This is a genomic window from Streptomyces sp. NPDC093261 (genome assembly GCF_044753645.1).
Taxonomy (GTDB): Bacteria; Actinomycetota; Actinomycetes; order Streptomycetales; family Streptomycetaceae; genus Streptomyces.
Genome location: NZ_JBIVNO010000004.1, coordinates 257,205 through 281,094, shown reverse-complemented (window position 1 = coordinate 281,094; position 23,890 = coordinate 257,205). Strand labels below are relative to the sequence as shown.

24 protein-coding genes are annotated in these 23,890 nt (G+C 72.8%); 7 read left to right on the top strand and 17 right to left on the bottom strand.

Going from position 1 to position 23,890, the window contains the following annotated elements:
* Nucleotides 1-11: 11 nt before the first annotated feature.
* The 3 genes from ACIP94_RS12890 to ACIP94_RS12880 all read right to left on the bottom strand — a co-directional run bounded on the left by ACIP94_RS12890 (nucleotide 12) and on the right by ACIP94_RS12880 (nucleotide 3,121).
* Nucleotides 12-1,286 carry an HRDC domain-containing protein gene (locus tag ACIP94_RS12890; protein WP_402423692.1) on the bottom strand — a complete coding sequence of 425 codons (1,275 nt, stop codon included), beginning with the start codon at nucleotides 1,284-1,286 and terminating at the stop codon, nucleotides 12-14.
* A 234-nt stretch (nucleotides 1,287-1,520) separates the two neighbouring features.
* On the bottom strand, nucleotides 1,521-2,183 hold the full coding sequence (locus tag ACIP94_RS12885) for a response regulator transcription factor (RefSeq protein ID WP_003993737.1): 663 nt from the start codon (nucleotides 2,181-2,183) through the stop codon (nucleotides 1,521-1,523).
* Nucleotides 2,184-2,494: 311 nt separating this feature from the next.
* Nucleotides 2,495-3,121 (bottom strand): DUF3000 domain-containing protein, encoded by a 627-nt coding sequence (locus ACIP94_RS12880; protein WP_402424258.1) that lies wholly within the window; start codon nucleotides 3,119-3,121, stop codon nucleotides 2,495-2,497.
* A 262-nt stretch (nucleotides 3,122-3,383) separates the two neighbouring features.
* Here ACIP94_RS12880 and hemE point away from each other — a divergent pair, with 262 nt between their 5' ends.
* Nucleotides 3,384-4,451 carry a uroporphyrinogen decarboxylase gene (gene hemE, locus ACIP94_RS12875; protein ID WP_402423688.1) on the top strand — a complete coding sequence of 356 codons (1,068 nt, stop codon included), beginning with the start codon at nucleotides 3,384-3,386 and terminating at the stop codon, nucleotides 4,449-4,451.
* A gap of 19 nt (nucleotides 4,452-4,470) precedes the next feature.
* Here the strand turns inward: hemE and ACIP94_RS12870 are convergent, their stop codons facing one another.
* Nucleotides 4,471-5,289 carry a rhomboid family intramembrane serine protease gene (locus ACIP94_RS12870; protein WP_402423685.1) on the bottom strand — a complete coding sequence of 273 codons (819 nt, stop codon included), beginning with the start codon at nucleotides 5,287-5,289 and terminating at the stop codon, nucleotides 4,471-4,473.
* A 125-nt stretch (nucleotides 5,290-5,414) separates the two neighbouring features.
* Here ACIP94_RS12870 and ACIP94_RS12865 point away from each other — a divergent pair, with 125 nt between their 5' ends.
* Nucleotides 5,415-5,756, top strand: a complete 342-nt coding sequence (locus tag ACIP94_RS12865; RefSeq protein ID WP_402423682.1) for a hypothetical protein — start codon at nucleotides 5,415-5,417, stop codon at nucleotides 5,754-5,756.
* 266 nt (nucleotides 5,757-6,022) lie between these two features.
* Here the strand turns inward: ACIP94_RS12865 and ACIP94_RS12860 are convergent, their stop codons facing one another.
* The gene (locus ACIP94_RS12860; RefSeq protein WP_402423679.1) at nucleotides 6,023-7,423 is read right to left on the bottom strand and encodes an FAD-dependent oxidoreductase; all 1,401 of its coding nucleotides are present in this window, start codon (nucleotides 7,421-7,423) and stop codon (nucleotides 6,023-6,025) included.
* 9 nt (nucleotides 7,424-7,432) lie between these two features.
* A complete protein-coding gene (locus tag ACIP94_RS12855) occupies nucleotides 7,433-8,395 on the bottom strand; it encodes a DUF4349 domain-containing protein (RefSeq protein WP_402423676.1) in 963 nt (320 codons plus the stop codon).
* A 207-nt stretch (nucleotides 8,396-8,602) separates the two neighbouring features.
* Between ACIP94_RS12855 and hemG the strand changes: the two genes are divergently transcribed.
* Both hemG and hemQ read left to right on the top strand, forming a co-directional pair.
* Nucleotides 8,603-10,060 carry a protoporphyrinogen oxidase gene (gene hemG / locus ACIP94_RS12850; RefSeq protein ID WP_402423673.1) on the top strand — a complete coding sequence of 486 codons (1,458 nt, stop codon included), beginning with the start codon at nucleotides 8,603-8,605 and terminating at the stop codon, nucleotides 10,058-10,060.
* A 4-nt stretch (nucleotides 10,061-10,064) separates the two neighbouring features.
* Nucleotides 10,065-10,796, top strand: a complete 732-nt coding sequence (gene hemQ, locus ACIP94_RS12845) for a hydrogen peroxide-dependent heme synthase (protein WP_402423671.1) — start codon at nucleotides 10,065-10,067, stop codon at nucleotides 10,794-10,796.
* Between the two features lie 42 nt (nucleotides 10,797-10,838).
* Here the strand turns inward: hemQ and ACIP94_RS12840 are convergent, their stop codons facing one another.
* Nucleotides 10,839-11,612, bottom strand: a complete 774-nt coding sequence (locus ACIP94_RS12840; RefSeq protein WP_402423669.1) for a DUF4142 domain-containing protein — start codon at nucleotides 11,610-11,612, stop codon at nucleotides 10,839-10,841.
* A gap of 307 nt (nucleotides 11,613-11,919) precedes the next feature.
* Nucleotides 11,920-13,353, bottom strand: a complete 1,434-nt coding sequence (locus tag ACIP94_RS12835) for a DUF692 domain-containing protein (RefSeq protein WP_402423667.1) — start codon at nucleotides 13,351-13,353, stop codon at nucleotides 11,920-11,922.
* 377 nt (nucleotides 13,354-13,730) lie between these two features.
* Here ACIP94_RS12835 and ACIP94_RS12830 point away from each other — a divergent pair, with 377 nt between their 5' ends.
* Nucleotides 13,731-14,642: a glycosyl hydrolase family 16 gene (locus tag ACIP94_RS12830; RefSeq protein ID WP_402423664.1), complete on the top strand. Its 912-nt coding sequence runs from the start codon at nucleotides 13,731-13,733 to the stop codon at nucleotides 14,640-14,642.
* Between the two features lie 57 nt (nucleotides 14,643-14,699).
* Here the strand turns inward: ACIP94_RS12830 and ACIP94_RS12825 are convergent, their stop codons facing one another.
* From ACIP94_RS12825 to zapE, 9 genes are all read right to left on the bottom strand, one after another.
* Nucleotides 14,700-14,993: a hypothetical protein gene (locus ACIP94_RS12825; protein WP_402423661.1), complete on the bottom strand. Its 294-nt coding sequence runs from the start codon at nucleotides 14,991-14,993 to the stop codon at nucleotides 14,700-14,702.
* A 145-nt stretch (nucleotides 14,994-15,138) separates the two neighbouring features.
* Nucleotides 15,139-15,888 (bottom strand): peptidyl-tRNA hydrolase, encoded by a 750-nt coding sequence (locus ACIP94_RS12820; RefSeq protein WP_402423658.1) that lies wholly within the window; start codon nucleotides 15,886-15,888, stop codon nucleotides 15,139-15,141.
* A gap of 82 nt (nucleotides 15,889-15,970) precedes the next feature.
* Nucleotides 15,971-16,144, bottom strand: a complete 174-nt coding sequence (locus tag ACIP94_RS12815; RefSeq protein WP_402423655.1) for a hypothetical protein — start codon at nucleotides 16,142-16,144, stop codon at nucleotides 15,971-15,973.
* Nucleotides 16,145-16,175: 31 nt separating this feature from the next.
* On the bottom strand, nucleotides 16,176-17,015 hold the full coding sequence (locus ACIP94_RS12810) for a polysaccharide deacetylase family protein (RefSeq protein ID WP_402423653.1): 840 nt from the start codon (nucleotides 17,013-17,015) through the stop codon (nucleotides 16,176-16,178).
* 127 nt (nucleotides 17,016-17,142) lie between these two features.
* Nucleotides 17,143-18,195 (bottom strand): slipin family protein, encoded by a 1,053-nt coding sequence (locus ACIP94_RS12805; RefSeq protein WP_402423650.1) that lies wholly within the window; start codon nucleotides 18,193-18,195, stop codon nucleotides 17,143-17,145.
* Between the two features lie 157 nt (nucleotides 18,196-18,352).
* Nucleotides 18,353-19,810 (bottom strand): SulP family inorganic anion transporter, encoded by a 1,458-nt coding sequence (locus ACIP94_RS12800; RefSeq protein WP_402423647.1) that lies wholly within the window; start codon nucleotides 19,808-19,810, stop codon nucleotides 18,353-18,355.
* 8 nt (nucleotides 19,811-19,818) lie between these two features.
* On the bottom strand, nucleotides 19,819-20,400 hold the full coding sequence (locus tag ACIP94_RS12795; protein ID WP_402423644.1) for a carbonic anhydrase: 582 nt from the start codon (nucleotides 20,398-20,400) through the stop codon (nucleotides 19,819-19,821).
* A 148-nt stretch (nucleotides 20,401-20,548) separates the two neighbouring features.
* On the bottom strand, nucleotides 20,549-20,932 hold the full coding sequence (locus ACIP94_RS12790; protein WP_402423641.1) for a hypothetical protein: 384 nt from the start codon (nucleotides 20,930-20,932) through the stop codon (nucleotides 20,549-20,551).
* Nucleotides 20,933-21,098: 166 nt separating this feature from the next.
* Nucleotides 21,099-22,199: a cell division protein ZapE gene (gene zapE / locus ACIP94_RS12785; RefSeq protein WP_402423637.1), complete on the bottom strand. Its 1,101-nt coding sequence runs from the start codon at nucleotides 22,197-22,199 to the stop codon at nucleotides 21,099-21,101.
* A 37-nt stretch (nucleotides 22,200-22,236) separates the two neighbouring features.
* Between zapE and ACIP94_RS12780 the strand changes: the two genes are divergently transcribed.
* Entirely contained in the window at nucleotides 22,237-23,088 is an 852-nt protein-coding gene (locus ACIP94_RS12780) for a pyrimidine reductase family protein (protein WP_402423634.1), read from the top strand.
* A gap of 302 nt (nucleotides 23,089-23,390) precedes the next feature.
* Complete coding sequence (locus tag ACIP94_RS12775) at nucleotides 23,391-23,864, top strand: indole-3-glycerol phosphate synthase (protein WP_402423631.1); 474 nt, start codon at nucleotides 23,391-23,393, stop codon at nucleotides 23,862-23,864.
* Nucleotides 23,865-23,890 lie beyond the last annotated feature (26 nt).

Genomic DNA, 23,890 nt, shown 5'->3' with positions numbered 1-23,890 from the left:
TGCGCCGGGGCTCAGGCGTCCACGGACAGCGCGGTCACCAGCACCGGGGTGACCTGCTCGACCTGCCAGGGCCGGGCGCCGTATCCGGTGAGCGCGGCGGCGACCGACGCGGCGTCGGCCGGCTTCGGCGGCTCCCAGCACAGGCGCCGCACCACGTCCGGGGAGATCAGGTTCTCCTGCGGCATGGCGAGCTCCTCGGCGAGCGCCGAGACCGCGGCCCGCGCGGCGGACAGCCGGGCCGCGGCCGCCGGGTCCCGGTCGGCCCACGCCCGCGGCGGCGGGGGACCGGCCACCGGCTGGCCGGGCTGCGGCAGCTCGGCCTCCGACAGTGCCCTCGCCCGGTCGATCGCGGCCTGCCACTGCTCCAGCTGACGCCGGCCCATGCGGTGGCCGAAGCCGTTCAGCGAGGCCAGGGCGTGCACGTTCGGCGGCAGGGCCAGCGCCGCCTCGACGATCGCGGCGTCCCCGAGCACCTTGCCCGGCGAGACATCGCGGCGCCGCGCGATCCGGTCCCGGGTCTGCCACAGCTCACGGACGGCCGCCATCTGCCGGCGGCGGCGCACCTTGTGCATCCCGGACGTACGGCGCCAGGGATCCTTGCGCGGCTCCGCCGGCGGCGCGGAGGCGATCGCGTCGAACTCCTGCTGGGCCCAGTCCAGCTTGCCCTGCCGGTCCAGCTCCTTCTCCAGGGCATCCCGCAGGTCGACGAGCAGCTCGACGTCGAGGGCGGCGTAGCGCAACCACGGCTCGGGCAGCGGCCGGGTCGACCAGTCGACGGCCGAGTGCCCCTTCTCCAGGACGAAGCCCAGGACGCTCTCCACCATGGCGCCGAGGCCCACCCGCGGATATCCGGCGAGGCGCCCCGCCAGCTCGGTGTCGAACAGGCGCGTGGGCACCATGCCTATCTCGCGCAGACAGGGCAGGTCCTGGGTGGCGGCGTGCAGCACCCACTCCACACCGGAGAGTGCCTCGCCCAGGCCCGACAGGTCGGGGCAGGCCACGGGGTCGATCAACGCGGTGCCCGCGCCCTCGCGGCGGAGCTGGACCAGATAGGCGCTCTGGCCGTAGCGGTAGCCGGACGCGCGTTCGGCGTCGACGGCGACGGGGCCGCTGCCGGCGGCGAACGCGGCGATCACCTCGGCGAGCGAGGCCTCGTCGGCGATCACGGGCGGAACGCCGTCGCGCGGCTCCAGCAAGGGGATCGGCGCCGCTTCGACATCGTCCGGAGGGGCGCCTCCGGTGGTTCGCAGTGGGCTGTCTGCTGCGGTCTCTTGGGCGTCGGTCACCTGTCAAGGGTATCTGTGCGTGGACGGCGCCCGTCGACGGAACGTTCCGCCGACGGACGCGAGAGGGGCGTAAACCAGTCATGTGTGACACAGGGCGGCATGTGCTTCCCGTGCCCGCGGGCGGCGCGGGGAGGAGGCGTCCAGCGGATCGGGGGCCCGAAAGCGTGTCGGCGGCGGCTCGGTGTCGACACGTTCGGGAAAGCGGCTCGGTGGGGGAGTGAAGTAGGGGGCTGGTCAGTGGATGATGCCGGTCCGCAGGGCCACCGCGACCATTCCGGCGCGGTCGCCGGTGCCCAGCTTGCGAGCGATGCGGGCGAGGTGGCTCTTGACGGTCAGTGCGGACAGGCCCATGGAGACGCCGATCGCCTTGTTCGACTGGCCCTCGGCGACGAGGCGCAGCACCTCGACCTCGCGGCCGGACAGCTCGCGATAGCCGCCCGGGTGACTCGGGGCACCCGGGGGGCGTCGGTGCAGGCGCGCGGCCGCGGCGCCGATCGGGGCGGCGCCGGGCCGGGTGGGGAGCCCGACGTTCGTGCGCGTACCGGTGACGACGTAGCCCTTCACGCCGCCCGCGAGGGCGTTGCGCACCGCGCCGATGTCGTCGGCGGCGGACAGGGCGAGACCGTTGGGCCAGCCCGCGGCGCGGGTCTCCGACAGGAGGGTGAGACCGGAGCCGTCGGGGAGGTGGACGTCGGCGACGCAGATGTCACGCGGGTTGCCGATACGGGGGCGGGCCTCCGCGATCGACGACGCCTCGATGACGTCGCGCACTCCGAGCGCCCAGAGGTGGCGGGTGACGGTGGAACGGACCCGGGGGTCGGCGACGACCACCATGGCGGTCGGCTTGTTCGGGCGGTAGGCGACCAGGCTTGCGGGCTGCTCGAGGAGAACGGACACCAGGCCTCCTGGGGGTGCGGGACGGGGCCGGCTCTGGGGATGAAGCCGGGACGAACCGTGCTTTCAAGGTCACAGTCGTCTTCGGCACCAAACCCGTGCTCCTTTAGAGAATGATCGCGATTTGGTGAGTAACAATCCGGGCAATTCGGATGCACGAGCGATCAGCTGAAGATCGAATGAGTTCGGTCCTTTATGGATAAGAGGCCGAAAGTGGTCGTATCGACAAAGAGACGGCAAGAATGGTCAAGTCGGTGTTGACAAGGGCGGGATGTACGCGCGCGTGATCGTCACGGCATCCGTCGCCGGGGGTGTCAGCGGGGCTGTGGCCCCCGCCGTTGCGGAAGCGTCACCACCGACGGGTCCCCGGGGCTCGCGGGGGGCAGACCCGCCACCTGGGCCAGCAGATCGCACCAGGAGGCCAGGTGGCCCGCGGTGTCCGGGGCGCCGCCGGCACCCTCACGCGGCGTCCAGGAGGCGCGGATCTCGATCTGGGAGGCGGCCGGCCGGGCGGCGAGCCCGCCGAAGTAGTGCGAACTCGCACGGGTCACGGTGCCGCTCGGCTCCCCGTACGACAGACCGCGGGCCTGGAGCGCGCCGGTCAGCCAGGACCAGCACACCTCGGGCAGCAGTGGATCAGAGGCCATCTCCGGTTCGAGCTCCGCGCGCACCAGGGTGACCAGCCGGAAGGAACCCTGCCAGGCCTCGTGCCCGGCGGGATCGTGGAGCAGGACGAGACGCCCGTCGGCCAGATCCTCGTCCTCCTGGACGACCGCCGCTTCCAGGGCATAGGCGAAGGGGGCGAGCCGCTGCGGCGGGCGGGTGGGCTCGATCTCGATCTCCGCCCGGAGGCGCGCGGTCCTCAGCGCGTCGACCGCGGCGCGGAAGGGCGGCGGAGCCGTATCCCTCGCATCCGGGTCCCCCTCCTGCTCGTCGTCCATTCCGCCAGCGCCGTCCGTCAGTCGTCCCTGAGCCGCAGCCATGCGGGGAAGAGTAAGGGGAGGAAAGCGCGTTCGCAGGGAGAGACACCCGAAGCCCGCGGCGGTTTGGCGGGGAACGGCGCGGTGTGGTTGCGGCCGCCGGCGCCGAGTCACGACCGCGCGCCGTCGCGCCGGGGTCAAGCGGTTCGAGCGGGGCCGCCGCGGTACGCACCGGGGCCCCACCCGGGACTGGCATGTCGGTGCGCCGTGCGAGACTTTGATGGTGAGCGCCAATGACCGCCCCGCGACGGGCCAGCCGACAGCGACGTACGACTCCGCCTTCCTGAAGGCGTGCAGGCGCGAGCCCGTGCCGCATACGCCGGTGTGGTTCATGAGGCAGGCAGGGCGCTCGCTGCCCGAGTACCGCAAGGTGCGCGAGGGCATCCCCATGCTCGAGTCCTGCATGCGACCCGAGCTGGTCGCGGAGATCACGCTCCAGCCGGTCCGCCGGCACGGCGTGGACGCGGCGATCTACTTCAGCGACATCGTCGTCCCCCTGAAGGCCATCGGCGTCGACCTCGACATCAAGCCGGGCGTCGGCCCCGTCGTCGAGCACCCGATCCGCACCCGCGCCGACCTGGCGCGGCTGCGCGACCTGACCCCCGAGGACGTCTCGTACGTCACGGAGGCCGTCCGGCTGCTCACCGCCGAGCTGGGCGCGACCCCGCTGATCGGCTTCGCGGGCGCCCCCTTCACCCTCGCGAGCTACCTCATCGAGGGCGGCCCCTCCCGGACGTACGAGCACACCAAGGCGCTCATGCACGGCGACCCGCGGCTGTGGGCCGACCTGCTCGACCGGCTCGCGGACATCACGGCGGCCTTCCTGAAGGTCCAGATCGAAGCGGGCGCCTCGGCCGTCCAGCTCTTCGACTCCTGGGCCGGCGCCCTCGCCCCCGTGGACTACCGCCGCTCGGTGCTGCCCGCCTCCGCCAAGGTCTTCCGGGCCGTCGAGGGGTACGGCGTGCCCCGTATCCACTTCGGTGTCGGCACCGGAGAGCTGCTCGGCCTGATGGGCGAGGCCGGCGCGGACGTCGTCGGTGTCGACTGGCGCGTCCCGCTCGACGAGGCAGCCCGCCGCGTCGGCCCCGGCAAGGCCCTCCAGGGCAACCTGGACCCTGCGGTCCTCTTCGCCCCGAGGGAGGCCGTCGAGGCGAAGACCCGGGAGGTGCTGGACACCGCCGCGGGGCTCGAGGGCCATGTCTTCAACCTCGGCCACGGCGTGATGCCGTCCACCGACCCGGACGCCCTGACCCGGCTCGTGGAGTACGTCCACGCGCAGACGGCCCGCTGACCGTTCCCCGGCCGCCCCTTCACCACCCGGTCCGCGCCTGCCTGCCCCACCGCGGACCGCGCGGCTCGGGCGGCGCCGGGGTGCCCGCGCGCAGCGGCCAGGCAAGGATCATGCCCACGAGGAAGCCGACCACATGGGCCGCGTACGCGACGGTCCCGGCGCTGGAGACGCCCTGGCCGGACGAGTAGAACGCCTGGAGCACGAACCAGAAGCCCAGCACGATCCAGGCGGGCAGCCGCAGCGGCAGGAAGAGCAGGAACGGGACGAGGATCCAGACCCTGACCCGCGGATACAGGACCAGATACGCGCCGAGCACGCCCGAGATCGCACCGGACGCGCCGATCAGCGGGGCGCCCGAGGTGTCGTTGAGAAGGGCGAAGCCGTACCCGGCCGCATAGCCGCACGCCACGTAGAACAGCGCGAAACGGATGTGGCCGAGGCGGTCCTCGATGTTGTTGCCGAAGATCAGCAGGAACAGCATGTTGCCCAGCAGATGGAGCCAGCTGCCGTGCAGGAACATCGCCGTGAAGACGGACGCCGGCGGCGACTTGTGGTAGCCCGGCGGGGCCACCACGCAGCCCGCGCCGTGCGGGCCGACGCCCACCGCGCCCGTGGGCACGAGCCGTGGCAGCTGATCGTGGATCAACTCCCGGGGCACCGCCGCATAGTGGTCCAGGAACGCCTGGAGATGGCACAGCTGGGACAGGTCGCTCTGTCCGGCCACCGAGCCCGCCATGCCGGGGGTGAGCAGGAAGACGACGAAATTGGCGGCGATCAGCGCGTACGTCACATAGGGCGTGCGCCGCACCGGGTTGACGTCATGAACGGGAATGACCACAAGAAAGTAGTGCCCGGGATGCGATCGGCGAACCGGTGAACGCGCCGCTCCGCCCGTGCGTATGTCTCCTCAACCGCCCGCGGTGCGGGGAAGGCGTGTCGCGGGGACGACGTGAGGAACAGGCGATGAACGACCGAGTTACTCCTCCGATACACGCCCTGCCCGACGGCGAGGCCGAACTGGCGCTCGTGATCCACCTGCCCTGGGAGGACGTCGCCCGGCTGGGCCAGGAGGCGGGCCGGCTGGCGTCCCAGATGCAGCGTCCCGTGACCCTCGACGAGGCCGTCAGCCACCGGCTGCGCTCCACCCGGCCCGGCGCCGCGCACGCCAAGCCGGCGGTGCAGCCCCAGCCGGCCGCCGTCGCCTCCAGTGCGTCCGTGTCCTCGCTGCCGCCGCGCCCACCCGCCGAGCAGGCCCGGCAGGCGATCGAGCGGATCAACGGGGTCGGCCAGCACGAAACGGCCTGACGGAGCAGGGCGGCACGGGACGGCCTGACGGACAGGCCGGACGGGACGTGCGTGACCGGGCCGGGCGGGCCGTGCGTGACCGGGCCGGGCGGGCCGTGCGTGACCGGGCCGGGCGGGACGTGCCTGACGGACAGGCCGGAGGGGGACCTGTGTGACGGACAGGCCGGATGGGACGTGCCTGACGGACGGGCCGGACGGCCGTGCGTGACCGGGCCGTGCGTAACCGGGCCGGACGGCGGTACGAAGCGGCAGCCTGACTCCCGCTCCTACCGGGGGGCTTCGGCCACCGCCGCTGCCGCCTTGCGCGCGGTCACCAGGACCGGGTCCCACACCGGCGAGAACGGCGGTGCGTAGCCCAGGTCGAGGGACGTCATCTCCTCCACCGTCATCCCCGCCGTCAGCGCCACCGCCGCGATGTCGACGCGTTTGGCCGCGCCCTCCCGGCCGACGATCTGGACGCCGAGCAGCCGCCCCGTACGGCGCTCGGCGAGCATCTTGACGGTCATGGGCGCGGCGTCCGGGTAGTAGCCCGCGCGGCTGGTCGACTCGACGACGACCGTCTCGTACCGCAGCCCGGCCCGTCGCGCGTCCTTCTCCCGCAGCCCGGTGCGCCCGATCTCCAGGTCGCAGACCTTGCTCACCGCCGTGCCGACCACGCCCGGGAAGGTGGCGTAGCCCCCGCCCACGTTGGTGCCCATGACCTGGCCGTGCTTGTTGGCATGGGTGCCCAGCGCGATGTGCCGCATCCGCCCCGAGACCAGGTCGAGCACCTCGACGCAGTCGCCGCCCGCCCAGATGTTCTCGTGGCCGCGCACCCGCATCGCCAGATCGGTGAGCAGCCCGCCGTGCGCGCCGAGCGGCAGACCGGCCGCGCGCGCGAGCGCCGTCTCCGGGCGCACGCCGATCCCGAGGATCACCACGTCGGCCGGGTACTCGGCCGCGTCCGTGCCGACCGCCCGGACCCGGCGACCCGGGCCGGCGGCTCCCGTGAGGATCTTGGTGACCTCGGCGTCGTTCACCATGGTGATGCCGAGGCCCTCCATGGCGCGGTTCACCAGCCGGCCCATGTCCGGGTCGAGGGTCGCCATGGGCTGGCTGCCGCGATTGACCACCGTGACCTCGTAACCGCGGTTGATCATCGCCTCGGCCATCTCCACACCGATGTACCCCGCGCCGACGACCACCGCTCGGCGCCCCCGTGTGGCGGCGAGCGAGTCCAGCAGGGCCTGGCCGTCGTCGAGTGTCTGCACCCCGTGGACCCCGGGCGCGTCGGCGCCCGGCAGGTCGGGACGGATCGGGCGGGCGCCGGTCGCGATCACGAGCTTGTCGTAGGACATCCAGGACTCGGCTCCGGAATCGACGTCCCGCGCGCGTACCCGGCAGCGCGCGACGTCGATCTCCGTGACCTCCGTCCGCATCCGCAGATCGATGTCGCGCGCCCGGTGCTCCTCGGGCGTCCGGGCGATCAGCCGGTCCCGGGTGCCGACGCCCCCACCCACCCAGTACGGGATGCCGCACGCCGAGTACGAGGAGAAGTGGCCGCGCTCGAACGCCACGATCTCCAACCGGTCGGGGCCCTTGAGGCGACGTGCCTGCGACGCGGCGGACATGCCGGCCGCATCGCCGCCGATGACGACGAGGCGCTCTCTCGTACGGCTCATGCTCATGCGCACACGCTACGAGGACGCGGCATCCGCGTCCCGCCCGGGCCGCCCGTCGGGCCCGGGCGCCGTATCCGCCGTCGGCGCCACCGCCCCGTGCCCGGCCGGCCGGGGGCGCACGGCGCGCACCCAGAGCAGTACCAGCAGCGCGGCGAGCACCGCGAAGGGCAGCGCCGCCCCGATCGCCAGGGCGATCCACCGCAGCAGGGTGACGAAGACGCGCCAACCGCCCGCCAGGGCGTCCAGGAAGCCCGGCCCGCTCTTCTTCGTCTCGTTCCTCACCGGTGGCGCCGACAGCGACAGCGTGATGGTGGCGAGGCCCGTGCGGTCCTTCAGGGACGCCTGCCGGGCCAGCAGCGCCTCCAGATCGGCCTGGCGCGTGTTCAACTCGTCCTCCAGGGCGACGACATCGCGGATGCCGGTCGCCCGGTCCATCAGCTCGCGCACCCGCGCGACACCGGCGCGCTGGGACTTGACGCGGCTGTCGACGTCGACGACCTGGTCGGTGACGTCCTCGGCCCTGGCGGTGCGCTCGACGAGCGTGCCCGCTCCTTCGAGCGCGGCGAGCACCTCGTCGTACGTCCCGGTGGGCACGCGCAGGACGAGCCGGGTGCGCTCGTGGCCCTCCAAGTCGCGGCTGGTGTTCTCACTGCCGACGTACCCGCCCGCGTTCTCGGCGGTCGTGCGCGCCTCGTCGAGCGCCTTGGGCACGTCCTTCACCCGCACAGTGAGGGACGCCGTCCGGATGATCGCGTCGGTGAGCCGGGGCACGGCGCCGCCGGCCCGGGAGCCCCCGCCCGCGCCGCCGCCGGCCGCGCCCTGCCCCTGTGCGCCGGACGCGGCGGCCTTGGCACCGCCGGCGTCCGTGGTGCTCTTGGTGTCGTCGCCGGCCGCGCCGCAGCCCGCGAGCGCGAGCGCCGCGACGAGCAGGGTCGCGGCCAGCGCCCGGACCGGCCGAGCCGAACGTGGAGTGTGCATACGGTCCAACCCCCGAGGGTCGTCGTGACGGACGATCCTTCGACGTCGGGTGAGGCCGGAACGTTTGGCCGGATCCGGTCCCCGTGCGGTCACGGTCCGGACCCGGCGAGGACACCCACCCCTGCGGGACGAGGACACCCGGCCCTGGAAGGACGGGGACACCCGGCCCCTGCGGGCCTGCCGGTGGTGTTTGAGAGGCTGGGGGACATGAGCGCACTGCACGCCCGCGCGGACGCGGGGCACGTCGTCGTCATCGGAGGCGGGATCGCGGGTCTGGCCGCCGCCCACCGGTTGCTGGGCCGGGGCGCGCGGGTGACGGTGCTGGAGGCGTCGGACCGGATCGGCGGCAAGCTGCTGCCCGGCGAGATCGCGGGTGTGCGGGTCGACCTCGGGGCCGAGTCGATGCTGGCGCGGCGCCCCGAGGCGGTGGAGCTGGCCCGTGCCGTGGGTCTCGGGGACCACCTCCAGCCGCCGACCACGGCGACGGCCTCGATCTGGACCCGCGGCGCCCTGCGGCCGATGCCCAAGGGCCATGTCATGGGCGTCCCCGGCACCGCGTCCGCGCTCCTCGGCCTCCTCTCCGACGACGGCCTGCGCCGCATCGAGCAGGACGCACGGCTGCCGCGCACGGAGGTCGGCGACGATGTCGCGGTCGGGGAGTACGTCGCGGAGCGCCTTGGCCGCGAGGTCGTCGACCGCCTGGTGGAGCCCCTGCTCGGCGGGGTGTACGCGGGCGACGCGTACCGCATCTCGATGCGCTCGGCGGTGCCGCAGCTCTTCCAGGCCGCACAGGTCCACGACTCGCTGACGGAAGCGGTACGCGAGATCCAGGCGAAGGCCGCCGCGGCCGCCCAGACGGGCCCCGTGTTCATGGGCATCGAGGGCGGCGTCGGCAGGCTTCCGCTCGCGGTCGCGGAGTCGGTCCGGGCCCGGGGCGGCGAGATCCTCCTGAGTTCCGCCGTGGACCGGCTGCACCGCACGGACGAGGGCTGGAAGGTCCTCGTCGAGGACTACCGGTTCGAGGCGGACGCGGTGGTCGTCGCCACCCCCGCCCCCCAGGCCGCCCGCCTGCTGCGCACCGCGTCCCCGGAGGCCGCCGCCGAACTGCGCACGGTCGAGTACGCCTCCATGGCCCTGGTCACCCTCGCCTACCGCCGCACCGATGCCGCCCTCCCCGAGGGCAGCGGCTTTCTGGTGCCGCCGGTCGACGGGCACACGATCAAGGCGTCGACCTTCGCCTCCCGGAAGTGGGGCTGGATCGCCGACGAGATGCCCGACCTGTTCGTCCTGAGGACGTCCGTGGGGCGGTACGGGGAGACCGAGATCCTCGAGCACGAGGACGCCGACCTCGTGGCCGTCTCGCGCAACGACCTGTGGGAGGCGACCGGCCTGGACGCCTCCCCGGTGGAGACCCGCGTCACCCGCTGGACCGACGGCCTGCCCCAGTACCCCGTCGGCCACCACGCGCGCGTGGCCCGCGTCCGTGAGTCCGTCGCGAAGCTCCCGGGACTGGCCGTGTGCGGTGCGGCCTACGACGGCGTCGGCATCCCCGCCTGCATCGCGAGCGCGTACGCGGCCGCGGACCAGCTGGGCGGCGATCTGCGCGGTGTGCAGGAGCTCACCGCCAACCCGGTGCAGAGCCTCCATGGCGGAGCGGGAGAATAGGCACATGAGCGACGACGCCCCCACCACCGACTCCGGCAGGATCCCGAACAAGGGCAAGCTGGCCAAGGACCTCAACGAGGTCATCCGCTACACGCTGTGGTCCGTCTTCAGGCTGAAGGACGCGCTGCCCGAGGACCGCGCCGGTTACGCCGACGAGGTCCAGGAGCTGTTCGACCAGCTCGCCGCGAAAGACGTGACCATCCGCGGTACGTACGACCTCTCGGGCCTGCGCGCCGATGCCGACCTCATGATCTGGTGGCACGCGGAGACCAGCGACCAGCTCCAGGAGGCGTACAACCTCTTCCGCCGCACGAAGCTGGGCCGCGCCCTCACCCCGGTCTGGTCGAACATGGCGCTGCACCGCCCGGCCGAGTTCAACCGCTCGCACATCCCGGCGTTCCTCGCCGACGAGACGCCGCGCAACTATGTGAGCGTCTACCCGTTCGTGCGCTCCTACGACTGGTACCTGCTGCCGGACGAGGACCGCCGCCGCATGCTCGCGGACCACGGCAAGATGGCCCGCGGCTACCCGGACGTGCGCGCCAACACGGTCGCCTCGTTCTCCCTCGGCGACTACGAGTGGGTCCTCGCCTTCGAGGCCGACGAGCTGCACCGCATCGTGGACCTCATGCGCCATCTGCGCGGCTCCGAGGCCCGGATGCACGTCCGCGAGGAGATCCCCTTCTTCACCGGCCGGCGCAAGTCGGTGGCCGAGCTGGTCGCCGGTCTCGCCTGACCGCGGCGCATGCGCGCCGGGCACCCCTGGGTGCCCGGCGCGTCAGCCTGTCACGGGGGGAGGGGGGCTGGATGCGGCGGGCGGCAGCGGATACGTCGCCGACGGGGTCACCGGAACGGGAGTGCCCGGGTCGCTCGCGGGACCCGGCGGGGCGGGGGAGTAGGTGAGCGGCGGCGGGGCCGCGGTGGCCGCGTCCCGGGCCAGCGCGTCGAAATCCACGAAGCCGGTGGCTTCCAGCACCTTGATGTGGTCGAGCACGGTGGCGTTCGCGTCGTCCGCGAGGGCACGCACCAGTGAGTTGCGGGTGGTGGCGCGCACCTGGGCGACCACGGTGAAGACCTTGCCGTGGGCCTGGCGCAGGAGGTTGGCGAAGTCGCGGTCGTACTCCTCGCCCTGCGCCGAGTCCAGGGTCGCGAGCCACTGCTGCTGTTGCGCGTTCGGCTGGTTGGGCAGGGCGAGCCCGAGGCGTCCGGCGACATCGCGGACGCGCGCGTCGAGGAAGGTGTGGCCCTGGACGAGGTGCTCTCCCGCGGTGCGGACGGCCTGCGTGGTGCCTTTCTGCTCGGCCTGCTGTCCCGCCGGCAGCTCCCAGAGCCCGGCCAGCCGGACCCGGGTGATGAAGTCCCGGTCCAGCGCGGACAGCGGGCCGTAGCTCGTCGGGATGGTCTGGGCGCTCAGGGTGTCCACGCCCGTGCCGGAGCGGTCCGCGTAGGACCAGACCGGGAAGACCAGTGCGGCGAGGGTCCCCGCGAGCATGGTGATGAGGATCCCGGTGCCACTGAGGATTCCGCGGCCTTTGACGGGTCTGGATCGCATGGTGCCTCCTGCTTGCGGCACAGCACGCTGGTGCGCTTCGGGTGCGGTTTGGCATATTACTGCGCTGCCTGCGTCAACTGCCGTGCAGGAAGAAACAGTTGGAAAAACGGGCAAGTCGCATGGAATGCCGCAGGAGCGGCGAGGGGTATTCCCTTCCGAAGGCATGCAAATCGCCCGCTGTGGGTGAGCCGCGGGGCCGCTGTGTTAACCGGGGCACATTCCGCGGAGCAGGCCCCGGCGTGCAGTCGAGAGTGGTAAGGGTGGCGTACGGGGCTGGGCTGGGGGAACGATGGGGCGGGCCGGCCGCTCAGTGCCGTAGCAGTACCCGGCGCGTGGCCCGGGCCAGTCGGGCCGCGGGGTGCCGTGACGGCGGGGTGGGGCCCGAGCGCTCCAGCCACCAGTCCCGCAGCCGTCGCCGCGCCCCGGCGTCCTCGGGGAGCCCGGCACACAGCAGACGCCCGGCGAAGTCGAGGGCGTCACGCCGGTAGCCGCCGGTCATCGCACGGCTGTGGGCGTAGTCGAGGAAGAGCGGCCGGTACGCCTCCCCGAGGATCAGCGGCAGCTCGGGCGCGACCTTCGCGACGACACCGGCTCGCTTGGCGGCGAGGGCGCGCGACTGCACCCCGAGTCGTACGCGGTCGAAGCCCTCGGGCACGGGAGTGCCGGCGACGAGACAGGACAGCAGCGCGGTCTGCGCGAGCGCGAGCCGCTCCCGCGCCGACGCGCCACCGCCATCAACATGGCCGGATCCCGACCCCACCGCGTCCGCCGACTCGTCCGAACCCACCGCGTCCGTCGACTCCGGAGCCGCGACGGCCCCACGCGCCCCGGCCGCGCGCGCCGGGACTGAGACAGCCCGCGCGGCCCCTGCCGTCCGTCGTGCTGCCATGGCGCCGACACCGGCGTCCGTCCCGATCGCCGCCATCTCGACCGTCTGCCGAATGGCGGTCAACTCCCGTTCCAATTCCTCCGGTTCGGGAAAGTTCTCGTCACGCTCCAGCAGGACCCCGGGCGGGGTGGCGCGCGACGCGAGGCCGGCCAGGATGTCGAGGACCGGCTGCGGCACGGGGTGGGCGTGGCTGTCGTGCCAGACGCCGTCGCGTTCGAAGCCGCCCGCGACATGGACGTACGCGATGGCCTCGACGGGCAGCTCGTCCAGCGCCCTGGCCGGGTCCTCGCCCCGATTGACATGGTTCGTGTGCAGATTTGCGACGTCGATCAGAAGTCGTACGCCCGTGCGGTCGGCCAGGTCGTACAGGAACTGTCCCTCGGTCATCTCCTCGCCCGGCCAGGCGATCAGCGCCGCGATGTTCTCCACGGCGAGCGGCACGGGAAGCGCGTCCTGGGCGATGCGGATGTTCTCGCACAGGATGTCCAGCGCGTCGCGGGTGCGCGGGACCGGCAGCAGATGGCCCGCCTCCAGCGCCGGGGAGGCGGTCAGTGGCCCGCCCGCCCGTACGAACGCGATGTGCTCGGTGACCAGCGGAGAGCCCAGGGCCCCCGCGCGCTCGGCGAGCGCGGCCAGTCGTGCCTCGTCGGGACGGTCAGCGCCGCCGAGGCCGAGGGAGACCCCATGAGGGACGACGGTGACGCCGCGCTCGCGCAGACGCACCAGCGACTCGGGAAGGTGCCCGGGGCACACGTTCTCGGCGACGGCCTCGACCCAGTCGATGGCCGGCATCCGCTCCACGGCGTCGGCGATCTCCGGCCGCCATCCGATGCCCGTACCCAGTCGCTCCATCGTCCCCTCCTCCGCCACGGATCCACCGGCGCACCCTCGTGCGGACCACGGCGAGCGGCAACGGCGACCCCCGCCGCTGCCGGTGTGACGGAGTGATGGCCCCGGCGTCCAGGGCCGAACCCCTCCAGGGGGACCTTCAGAGGAACATTTGAGGTTCCGCCCACCTTCGCCCGTCTCCACTTGTCTGCGCGGACTCCGCCCGTCTCCACCCGCAGGACCTCCTCCGAGCCCACGGGTTCCGAGTTCCACTCCAACGGGCGGCACTACGGCATGCGACCTCCAGGAAGAGCTGCTGATGACCATGCGGCACCTCGCGGCTGCCCGAGACGTACGCCCGCCGCCCTGCCGCCCGCGGCCAACGCCCACCCGGAGGAACCGTGATCACCCGTCCCCACAGGCACCGCCGGCACGGTGCGGTCGCCCTCGTCCTGGCCGCCCTCGTGATGTCCTCCGGCATGGCCCCGGCGCACGCGGCGACACCGTCTCAGGACGCCTGCCACACCGTCGGCGACGCGATGCCCCACGGCGACTGCGGGCCTTTCCACCAAATCTTCGCGGACAACTTCAACGGCCAGTACGTGCCACTCGGGGCCTTCAGCGGCTGCGCCGGGGACGGTGACTTCCACTGCGCCGGCCTCAGGATGTTCGGCGCCGTCTACCACCAGATCGGCGCCTACCCGCGCGGCTGGTACGACACGGCCAACCCCAAGAACCACTCCAACGGCAACACCCGCGTCTTCGGCGGCGAGTACCGGGCCGACGACACCACCTGGATCGGCCCGTCCCCCACCGGCGACGGCCAGCTGCACGTGCGTATGTACCGGCCGCTCATCGGCGACAACCATGTGTCCGCAGCGGTCCCGCTGGGCTGCATGAACATCCGCTACGGCAAGTTCAGCGAGCGCTGGCGGGTGCACGGCACGCTCGACGGCTACAAGATGGCCCACCTGCGCTACGCCGGAAGCGAGATCGACTTCCCGGAGGCCGGCGAGAACTTCGCCTACGACCCGATCAGCGCCTTCGTCCACGGCTTCCGCGAGTACAACGCCGACGCCCCCGGCCGCTGGACCGACTGGCACACCAGCACCTACGAGATCACCCCGTCCGGCGTCACCTTCTACCTGGACGGCAGGAAGATCGGCGGAGTGTCGGGCAACAACCCCGACGCCGCGCCCTGGGTGCTCCAGAACGAGTCCAGCCTCGGCGGCCACTATGCCGCCAGGGGCTCCTCCGTCCAGATCGACACGACCTGGCTGACCTGCTACACCTACGCAGCGGCGAACAGGTGAGCCCTCGGCGCCCCGTGGGCCACCGCCTCACCTCTTCACCCTTCGTGAACCCGGCCGTCACACTGCGTGGATGTCCGGCCGGACCTCCACGATGATGTCCGCGTCCGCCGCGTCGCCCTCCTCGTCGCGCCACAGGAAGACCCGCACATGCTTCGCCCGGGGAAAGCCGCGCGCCTTCCACTCGGTCATCAGGTCGGCGACGACGAGGGCGACGGCGTACTGGGCACCGTCGCTCGAATCGGCGGCGCTGATCGCACCCCGCCACCGTTCGGGGTCGCTGCCGTAGGGGCGCCATCCCTCCGAGCCATGCGGCTCGAACACCCGGTACACCCAGTCGGTCTCGGTGCCCATAACGCCGATCCTGTCACCAAGGAGTCCCCCGCGCCGCCTCGGAGACCATCCATCCGGTCGGACTCGCATCACGGGCACTCCGGCCGGCGGCGGCCCCGGGAAGGGGCGGTTTCGCAGCGTCGGCCTGCTGCCCCGGCGCGGGCCGTCAGTCCCGGTGCAGGGCCGGGTGGTCCGCCACCACCGTGCAGCTGCCGGGGGCGATCTCCGTGAAGCCGGCGTCGCGTACCAACGGGAGGCCGGAGGCGGTCAGTTCGGGCCAGCGGGACGGGGGCGCCGTGCGGACCCGGAGCGGGAATCCGGCCTCGCGCCAGGCGGCGCGCTCGTCGTCCGGCAGGGCCCACCAGGCGAGCTGTGCGCCATGACCGACCTGGGCCATCGCCTTGCCCGCGGACATCTCCAGGTCGGGGTTCAGCCACAGCACCGGCGTCAACGGGTCCGGCTCGACCGGCGGCTCCGGGTCGTCGAGCTCCGTGCCCGAGACCTGGAGCCGGGCCAGGTCCTTGGGCCAGCCGTCCAGCGGAACCGGAGGGAAGCCCCGTACCTCCGCGGACTTGCCCGTCACCGTGATGCCGGGCAGTGCCTCGGCCCGGCGCCACTCCGCGCCGCGCGCCCGGCGCACCACCTTGCGGATCCGCGCGTCCTGCCAGTCCCGCATCGCCTGGGCCCACTCGCCCTCGCCCAGCGAGCGCGCGTCGCTGAGCATCACCAGCACGGCGCGTGCCGCGGTCTCCAGCGCGTCCGTACGCGCCGGGGGAGCGGCCCGCTCGATGCGCACGACCAGCGGCATGACGAACTGCGGCGCCTTGTCGCGCGCGGTGCGCTCGGCGTGGAAGGGGCTGTCCTGGCCGTCGCGCGGGGAGTCCGCCGACGCTGCGGGGGTCCGGTCACTGCTCACGACGCCCAGTGTGCCAGGCGGTAGATCCGGTCATCGGTGAGTCGTACGGGGGGACGTCGTCGGCGGCGGACTCGGCCGGCCCTCACCCGGAGCAGGCCGTGCGCTGTGCCTCCTGCCACGTACAGACCGGGCAGAGCGTGATCCCCTTGAAGGACTCCGGATACTCGGTCGGCTCCCGGCACAGCACGCACTCGGCGAACGGCGGGCCGTCCGCCGTGGACGGGGCCGCCGCCTCCGTGTCGCGGTACTCGCTCATGCCTCCGGCGTAGGCCGAGACGGCCGGGTGCCTACCGGCGTCCGCCGGGCGCCCCGATCAGCTCGGAGACCTTGACGAAGCGGTAGCCCTGCTTGCGCAGTTCGGGCACCAGCGTCCGCACCGCCGGTTCCGTCACCGGTGCCGCGCTCTGTGTGCAGTGCATGATGACCACGGAACCCGGCCGGACCCCGCGCAGCACCTGCCGCGCCACCGCGGCCGCGTCCGTGGCGAACGCGTCCCCGCTGACCACGTCCCACTGGATCGCGGTGATCCCGAGTGGACTGAGCGCGCGCAGGGCGCGGTTGTCGTAGCAGCCGCCGGGGAAGCGGAAGTACGGCATCGGATGCGCGACGCCCGCCTTGCGGATCGCCGTGAAGGCGTGCTCCACGTCCGCGCGCATCTTCGACTCGGGCAGCACCGGCAGGCCGTAGCAGCTGTCGGTGAACGAGTAGTGGCTGTAGGAGTGGTTGGCGACCTCGAAGAGTGGGTCCCGGCCGATGTCCCGGGCTTCCTCGGGGTACTGGTCGGCCCATCGGCCGGTCATGAACAGGGTGGCCGGCACCTTCAGCTCGCGCAGTGTGTCGATCAGCTCGGGATTGTCGAAGTGCTCGCCGTCCGCCGCCCGCGGCCCCTGGTCGGCGGTCATGTCCGCGTCGAAGGTGAGAGCGACGGTCTTCTCCTGTGTCCGGCCGTTCTTGAACACCGGCGTCAGCCCGGCGGGCCCGGGCGCGAGCGTCGGCATCCTGGAGGCGGCCGTCGAGGACGGCGCCGAGGGTTGCGCCGGGCCGTGCGGCGCCTTCGGGGCTCCGCAGGCGGCGAAGACGGCGCCGAGCACACAGACGGAGGCGATACGTCGTACAAGCGCGATCACCGCACCAACGTACGGGCGGCCCTACGAGGAAACGGGCCCCGGCGCCGGTGCGCCGGGCCCGTACGACGGCGAAGTCACCCGCCCGGCCGCCGCGGACGCCCGGCCGCGGCGGCCGGGCGCCGGTGGATCAGTCGTCGTGGGTGACCGAGGCGGGGGCGGGTGTCGGCGGCACCTCCTCGGGCGGGGGCTCCGCCCACAGCTCCGGAGGGGCCTCACCCGAAGGAGCCGAGGCACCTTCGCCGAGGGGAACCTGGGCGACTCCGTGCACAGCCGCCGCGCCCGCCTCCTCCGACGGCCCCGGTGCCGTCTCGCCCGCCGGCTCCGCTGTGCCCTCGGCCGGCCGCTCCGGAGTGTCGGGGGCCGGCCGGTCCGGGGCGCCGAGGGCCGACGGCGTTCCGTCCCGTTCACCCGCGCTCTCGGACGGCGCGGACCGCTCCAGGAACCGCAGCAACTCGACCGGGAACGGCAGAACCAGCGTGGAGTTCTTCTCCGCCGCGACCGCCACCACCGTCTGGAGCAGCCGCAGCTGAAGCGCGGCGGGCTGCTCGGACATCACCCCGGCGGCCTCCGCCAGCTTCTTCGACGCCTGGAGTTCCGCGTCCGCGTTGATGATGCGCGCACGGCGCTCCCGGTCCGCCTCGGCCTGGCGGGCCATCGACCGCTTCATCGTGTCGGGCAGCGACACGTCCTTGATCTCGACCCGGTCGATCTGCACGCCCCAGCCCACGGCCGGGCTGTCGATCATCAGCTCCAGGCCCTGGTTGAGCTTCTCCCGGTTGGACAGCAGGTCGTCCAGATCGCTCTTGCCGATGATCGAGCGCAGCGAGGTCTGCGCCATCTGCGAGACCGCGAACCGGTAGTCCTCGACCTGGATGACCGCGCTCGCCGGGTCGATCACCTTGAAGTAGACGACCGCGTCCACGCGTACCGTCACATTGTCCCGGGTGATGCCCTCCTGCGCCGGGATCGGGAGCGTAACGATCTGCATATTGACTTTCTGCAGCCGGTCGATGAAGGGAACGATCACGGTGAAGCCCGGCGGCCTCGGCGGGCCGAGGAGCCGTCCGAAACGCAACACGATCCCACGCTCGTACTGCTTGACCACGCGGGCCGCCGCGGACACATACACAAGTCCCACGGCACCGAGCCCGACCAGCGCACCCACCAGCTCCGAGAGCATGACGACCTCCTCACCGAGAGGTCCGGTGTAGCCCGTGCATCCGGTGTCTCCGGATACATCCGCACTTGCCACGATAATTCCGCCCGGTGGATGAGGCGAGGGCCCGCCGGTGCGGCACCGGCGGGCCCTGTGCGCCGGGGCCGAGCGGCCCGGAGTGTCAGCCGCCGGACGTCAGACGGACGGGTTCCGTCCCGGCCGCGCTGTGCCGCTCCGCCCAGTTCTCCAGGGCCGTACGGCAGGCGTGGTCCAGATGGTGCAGCCCGGTCAGATCCAGCTCCACCGGCCGGTCCTGCGGCAGCGCCTCCAGGCTCTCGAGGATCTTCGGCAGCCGCAGGAACGTCGCATTGCCCGACAGATACGCCTGCACCGGGCCCGCGCCCTTGTCGATGACCTCCAGCCGGATGTGCGAGGCCTCCCACGCCGTCTTCAGCACGGCCAGCGCGAGCCCGATGAGCACGCCCTCGAACATGCTGACCGCCACGATGGACACCGCGGTGACCAGCAGTATCAGCGCCTCGCCCCGGTGCTCGCGCCACAGCGCCACCAGCGCCCGCACGGGGACGAGCTTGGCGCCGGAGTACACAAGGACACCGGCCAGCGCCGGGACCGGCAGGTACGCCAGCACGGACGGCAGCAGCGCCGCGAACAGCAGCAGCCACACACCGTGCAGCACCCGTGACGCCTTTGTGCGGGCGCCCGCCTGGACATTGGCCGCGCTGCGCACGATCACCGCGGTCATGGGCAGCGTCCCGAGCAGTCCGCACACCGCGTTGCCGGCACCCTGGGCCATCAACTCCCTGTTGTACTGCGTGCGCGGACCGTGGTGGAGCCGGTCCACGGCGGCAGCGCTGAAGAGGGACTCGGCGGAGGCGATCAGGGTGAACGCGACGACCGTGCCGAGCAGCCCCGGGTCCGCCAGCTCGCCGTAGGCGCTCAGCGGAGGCGGCTGGATCGAGCCGAGCAGCCCCTTCACCGCGACCGTTGCCACCGGCAGGCCGAGGACCGCGGCGGCGAGGCCGGCGAGGCCGACCGCGGCGAGCGGACCGGGCACCGTACGCACCGCGCGCGGCAGGTGTTTCCACATGAGGAGGATGGCGATGGTGCCCGCGCCGAGGGCCAGGGAGGCCAGTGCCCGAGTGCTCGACGCGGCCTCGACGAGCGCCCCGGGCAGCCCGGCTATCCTGCCCAGGCCCGAGGCCGGGGCCTTCGCCCCGACCACGGAGTACAGCTGTCCGGCGATCAGCACCAGGCCGATGCCGGCCAGCATGCCCTCCACGACGGAGACCGAGATGGCGCGGAACCAGCGCCCCAGCTTCAGTGCGCCCATGAGGAGCTGGAGCAGCCCGGTGGCGAGCACGATCACACCCAGCAGCGGCAGTCCGAACTCCCGTACCGCTTCGAAGACCAGCACGGTCAGCCCGGCGGCGGGTCCGGACACCTGGAGGCTGCTGCCGCGCAGCATTCCGGTGACGAGACCGCCCACGATGCCGGTGACCAGGCCGAGTTCGGCGGGCACGCCGGAGGCGACGGCCACGCCCACGCACAGCGGGAGCGCGACCAGGAAGACGACGAGGGAAGCGGTGAAGTCCTGCCTGAGATAGGGAGCTTTCTTCATCGGGCCGCTCACAGGGCTTCGAAGGTGTCGGTGGCGGTGCGGTGTTCGTGCACGGCTCCGGTGTGCACCTCGTAGTACCAGCCGTGCAGGCGCAGCCGGCCCGCCGACAGACGCTGTTCCACGCACGGGTAGGACCGCAGGCGCAGCAACTGGGCGAGCACATGGTTCTGCACGGCGTCCGCCACCGCCGGGTCGTCCGCGTCGGCCGCGCGCGGCTCGGGCGCGGCGTGCGCGAGCCAGTCGCGCACGGCAGGGACGGCGGTGAGGTCGTCGCCGCGTACCAGCGCGCCGACCGCACCGCAGTGGGAGTGGCCGCAGACGACGACGTCCCCGACGCCGAGCACCTCCACGGCGTACTCGATGGTGGCCGCCTCGCTGGTGGGGTGCGCGGAGGCGTAGGGGGGCACGATGTTGCCCGCGGTGCGCAGTTCGAACAGCTCACCGGGCCGGGCTCCGGTGATCAGTGCGGGCACGACCCGGGAGTCGGAGCAGGTGATGAACAGGACCTGCGGGGACTGGCCCTCGGCCAGCCGGGCGAACTTCTCGGGGCGCTGTCCGTGGGCACGGGCGTGATCGATGAGGGGCTGCATTGTCAGTTCCTCCTGGCGCGCTTCGTTCGGCGCGTCGGTGTACGAGAACGTGGCATATGCGGGTACGGCGACATGGCCCCACGTCGACGCGCTCGGCCAACGTGGCGTGGTGAGGGGGGGCGCTGTCAGTCCGTACCGGGCGGATCGCTCAGCAACGGAACACCTGGAGTGCCGCGGCAGTGTGAGCGGCCGCGGGTCTGGATATGTGCGGCGAGACGGGCCGGACGGCCGGGGCGTCACACGCCGATCGCGTCGGCGCGGGGCTTCCCGGGACGGGGTCCACGGCCGTGCGATGGCGGTCGCGGATGCGCGGCGGGCCGGACGAAACCGCCAGGCGGCCGGTCCCGCCGTGGAGGACGGGCTCGTCCGTGTCCTCGGCGCGCTTGGTCGTGACCGGCTCCGGGGAGCCGGCGGCGGTCACCTGGGTCCGGTGCGCGGAGGCGCCGGAGGCGGTGGGCGCGAAGAGCGGCAGGGCCAGCAGGACGGCGGACAGCGCCGTCAGCACCCACCGGACCGTCGTGCCGCGAACCATGCGCCCCTCCTCCCCGCTGTGTGCGTGCGTCACGGATGACGTGACCAACACGTTAACCCGGCCCACTCGTTTGCGGGGTCAACTTCGCGTTTCAGGTAAAGGAGAGCCCAAAAACCGAGGTGAGGATGGCCGGAAGGCGCCGACGGCGCACAACCGTTTGAGACTGTTACGCCGTGACGAGACCCTTTGCGTCACGGGCGAGGGCGGTGAGGCGGGAGATCGCGCGGAAGTACTTCTTGCGGTAGCCGCCCTTGAGCATGTCCTCGCTGAAGAGCCGGTCGAACGGCAGTCCGGAGGCGAGCACCGGCACCTCCCGGTCGTAGAGCCGGTCCGCGAGCACGACCAGCCGCAGGGCCGTCGACTGATCCGGCACCGGCCCGACGTCGGTCACGCAGACGGCCTTCACCCCGTCGGTCAGCGCGCCGTAGCGGCTCGGGTGGACACGGGCGAGGTGCTCCAGCAGCTCGGGGAAGGCGTCGAGCGAGGCGCCCTCGGTGGCGTACGCCGTCTTCGCGACCTGCTCGTCGGTGAACGGCGCCGGGGCCTCGGGCAGACCACGGTGCCGGTAGTCCTCGCCGTCGATGCGCAGGGTGCGGAAGTGCGCGGACAGGCCCTGGATCTCCCGCAGGAAGTCGGCGGCGGCGAAACGGCCCTCGCCGAGCTTGCCCGGCAGGGTGTTGGAGGTGGCGGCGAGCGCGACGCCCGCCTCGACGAGCTTGCCGAGCAGGGTGGAGACGAGGACGGTGTCGCCGGGGTCGTCGAGCTCGAACTCGTCGATGCACAGCAGGCGGTGTCCGGAGAGCGTGCGGACCGTCTGCTGGAAGCCGAGCGCGCCGACCAGGTTGGTCAGCTCCACGAAGGTGCCGAAGGCCTTGAGCGCGGGCTCGGCCGGGGTGGCGTGCCACAGGGAGGCGAGCAGATGGGTCTTGCCGACGCCATAGCCGCCGTCGAGGTAGACACCGCGGGGGCCGGCCGGGGCCTTGGGGGCCTTCGTCTGCCCGAAGCCGAAGAGCGAGCGCTTGGCGGGGGCGGACGGGGCGCCGCCGAGGCCTGTGGCGAAGCTCTCCAGGACGCGCACGGCCTCGCTCTGGCTGGGCTGGTTCGGGTCCGGGATGTACGTCGCGAAGCGGACCGAGTCGAACCGCGGCGGCGGCACCATCTCGGCGACGAGCCGGTCGGCGGGGACGTGCGGCTCGCGGGCGCACAGGGACAACGGGACCGCGTCGGCTATCGGCTCGATCCCGGAGGCGGCGGAGGAGGAGGACACGGTTCCCCATGCTAAAGGGCGTGCCACACTGCACGTCATGCGACGCCTGTTCCCTGTGACCGACGAGACAGCGCCCCGGCCGGGCGGCACGCCCCCCGGCGCTGCCGAGGCCGCGGGAGCGGGCGCGGCGGGCGGACCCGCCGCCGCGGACGCCGCCGGCCGGGAGTGGAGCCTTCGGGAGCTGGCCGCCGCGTACGCCTACCCCGAGCCCGGCCCCGGCGGCCGGGAGCCCTGGCTGCGCGCCAACATGGTCTCCACCCTCGACGGCGCCGCACAGCACGAGGGGCGCTCCCAGCCCATCTCCGGCACCGCCGACATGCGGATCTTCGGCACGCTGCGGGGGCTCGCGGACGTCGTCCTCGTGGGCGCCGAGACGGTACGGCAGGAGGGCTACCGCCCGGCACGTGCGCGTGCGGCCTTCGCGGAGGCCCGGGAGGCCGCCGGGCAGGCCCCCGCACCCGCGATCGCCGTGGTGAGCGCCGGCCTCGACCTGGACTTCTCATGGCCGCTGTTCACGTCGCCCCTGGTGCCCACGCTGGTGCTGACCGGCGCCGCCGCCGCACCGGACCGGGTGGCCGCAGCCGAGAGGGCGGGCGCCCGCGTGCTGATCGCCGGGGACGGCATGGGGGTGGACCCCGCCCGCGCCGTACGCGCCCTGGCGGACCTCGGGATGACCCGGATGCTGACCGAGGGCGGCCCGCGCCTGCTGGGGCAGCTGATCACCGCTGGGGTCCTGGACGAGCTGTGTCTGACGATCTCCCCGATGCTCACGGCGGGTGACGCCCAGCGGATCGCCGGGGGCCCCTCGGTGGCGGTGCCCCGGCGCTTCGGGCTGGTGTCGCTGCTGGAGGAGGAGGGCTTCCTCTTCAGCCGCTACTGCCGGGCCTGACGGCGTCGGGTTGGACCGGGCCTGACGGCGACGGGTTGGACCGGGCCCGACGGCGACGGGTTGGACCGGGCCCGACGGCGACGGGTTGGACCGGGCCCGACGGCGACGGGTTCGACCGTCACGACCGCTACGGCCCGGCCGGAGTGCGTCCGTCGGGCCTGACGAGCTGGTCGTCCGCCAGGCACAATAGATCTTGCTAACCCCGTGCGATCACGGGGCAGGATGGTTTCCGCAGGGCCTCCGCGGCCCACGGACAACAGAGGCCCCCGGCGGGGTCCTCACAGGAGGAAGGGGCGCCTGCCGTGTTCACGAGCGTACTGATGATCGAGAAGGCCCTCACGTCGGCCGATGTGGAGTTCGTGACGACACTGCACGGTGAGGAGCCGGTCTCCTTCCGCGTGCTGCTCCAGCCGCGCGGCGACCAGGCCGACCGCCTGCTGCGGGCCATCGACGACATCGCCCTCGGCGAGCTGGACGAGGCCGCGCACGAACGGGAGACCCCGGAGGGCAAGGACGCCGCGGCCCTCGGGCAGCAGTCCCTGGAGGTGTCGCTGACCGCGCTGCGGGCGGCCGGCAGCGAGGCGGAGGGCCGCCTCATCGAGGACCATCCGCTGGACGCGCTGAAGAAGCTGGTCGACGAGGTCGCCGCGGACGAGGTGATCGTGCTGACCGACCCGCACTACGTGGAGGAGTTCTTCCACCGCGACTGGGCGTCCAGGGCCCGGCACAAGGTGGGCGTGCCGGTGCTGAAGCTGTTCTCGCACAGCAAGGCGTGAGCAGCGCGGAGAAAGCCTTGCGCGCG

Excerpts from the sequence above, each read along its gene's own strand:
- ACIP94_RS12880 (WP_402424258.1), bottom strand. The coding sequence starts at position 3,121 with ATGGACGACGAGCAGGAGGGGGACCCGGATGCGAGGGATACGGCTCCG.
- ACIP94_RS12865 (WP_402423682.1), top strand. The coding sequence starts at position 5,415 with ATGAACGACCGAGTTACTCCTCCGATACACGCCCTGCCCGACGGCGAG.
- ACIP94_RS12860 (WP_402423679.1), bottom strand. The coding sequence starts at position 7,423 with ATGAGCATGAGCCGTACGAGAGAGCGCCTCGTCGTCATCGGCGGCGAT.
- ACIP94_RS12855 (WP_402423676.1), bottom strand. The coding sequence starts at position 8,395 with ATGCACACTCCACGTTCGGCTCGGCCGGTCCGGGCGCTGGCCGCGACC.
- hemG (WP_402423673.1), top strand. The coding sequence starts at position 8,603 with ATGAGCGCACTGCACGCCCGCGCGGACGCGGGGCACGTCGTCGTCATC.
- hemQ (WP_402423671.1), top strand. The coding sequence starts at position 10,065 with ATGAGCGACGACGCCCCCACCACCGACTCCGGCAGGATCCCGAACAAG.
- ACIP94_RS12840 (WP_402423669.1), bottom strand. The coding sequence starts at position 11,612 with ATGCGATCCAGACCCGTCAAAGGCCGCGGAATCCTCAGTGGCACCGGG.
- ACIP94_RS12835 (WP_402423667.1), bottom strand. The coding sequence starts at position 13,353 with ATGGAGCGACTGGGTACGGGCATCGGATGGCGGCCGGAGATCGCCGAC.
- ACIP94_RS12825 (WP_402423661.1), bottom strand. The coding sequence starts at position 14,993 with ATGGGCACCGAGACCGACTGGGTGTACCGGGTGTTCGAGCCGCATGGC.
- ACIP94_RS12815 (WP_402423655.1), bottom strand. The coding sequence starts at position 16,144 with ATGAGCGAGTACCGCGACACGGAGGCGGCGGCCCCGTCCACGGCGGAC.
- ACIP94_RS12805 (WP_402423650.1), bottom strand. The coding sequence starts at position 18,195 with ATGCTCTCGGAGCTGGTGGGTGCGCTGGTCGGGCTCGGTGCCGTGGGA.
- ACIP94_RS12800 (WP_402423647.1), bottom strand. The coding sequence starts at position 19,810 with ATGAAGAAAGCTCCCTATCTCAGGCAGGACTTCACCGCTTCCCTCGTC.
- ACIP94_RS12795 (WP_402423644.1), bottom strand. The coding sequence starts at position 20,400 with ATGCAGCCCCTCATCGATCACGCCCGTGCCCACGGACAGCGCCCCGAG.
- ACIP94_RS12790 (WP_402423641.1), bottom strand. The coding sequence starts at position 20,932 with ATGGTTCGCGGCACGACGGTCCGGTGGGTGCTGACGGCGCTGTCCGCC.
- ACIP94_RS12780 (WP_402423634.1), top strand. The coding sequence starts at position 22,237 with ATGCGACGCCTGTTCCCTGTGACCGACGAGACAGCGCCCCGGCCGGGC.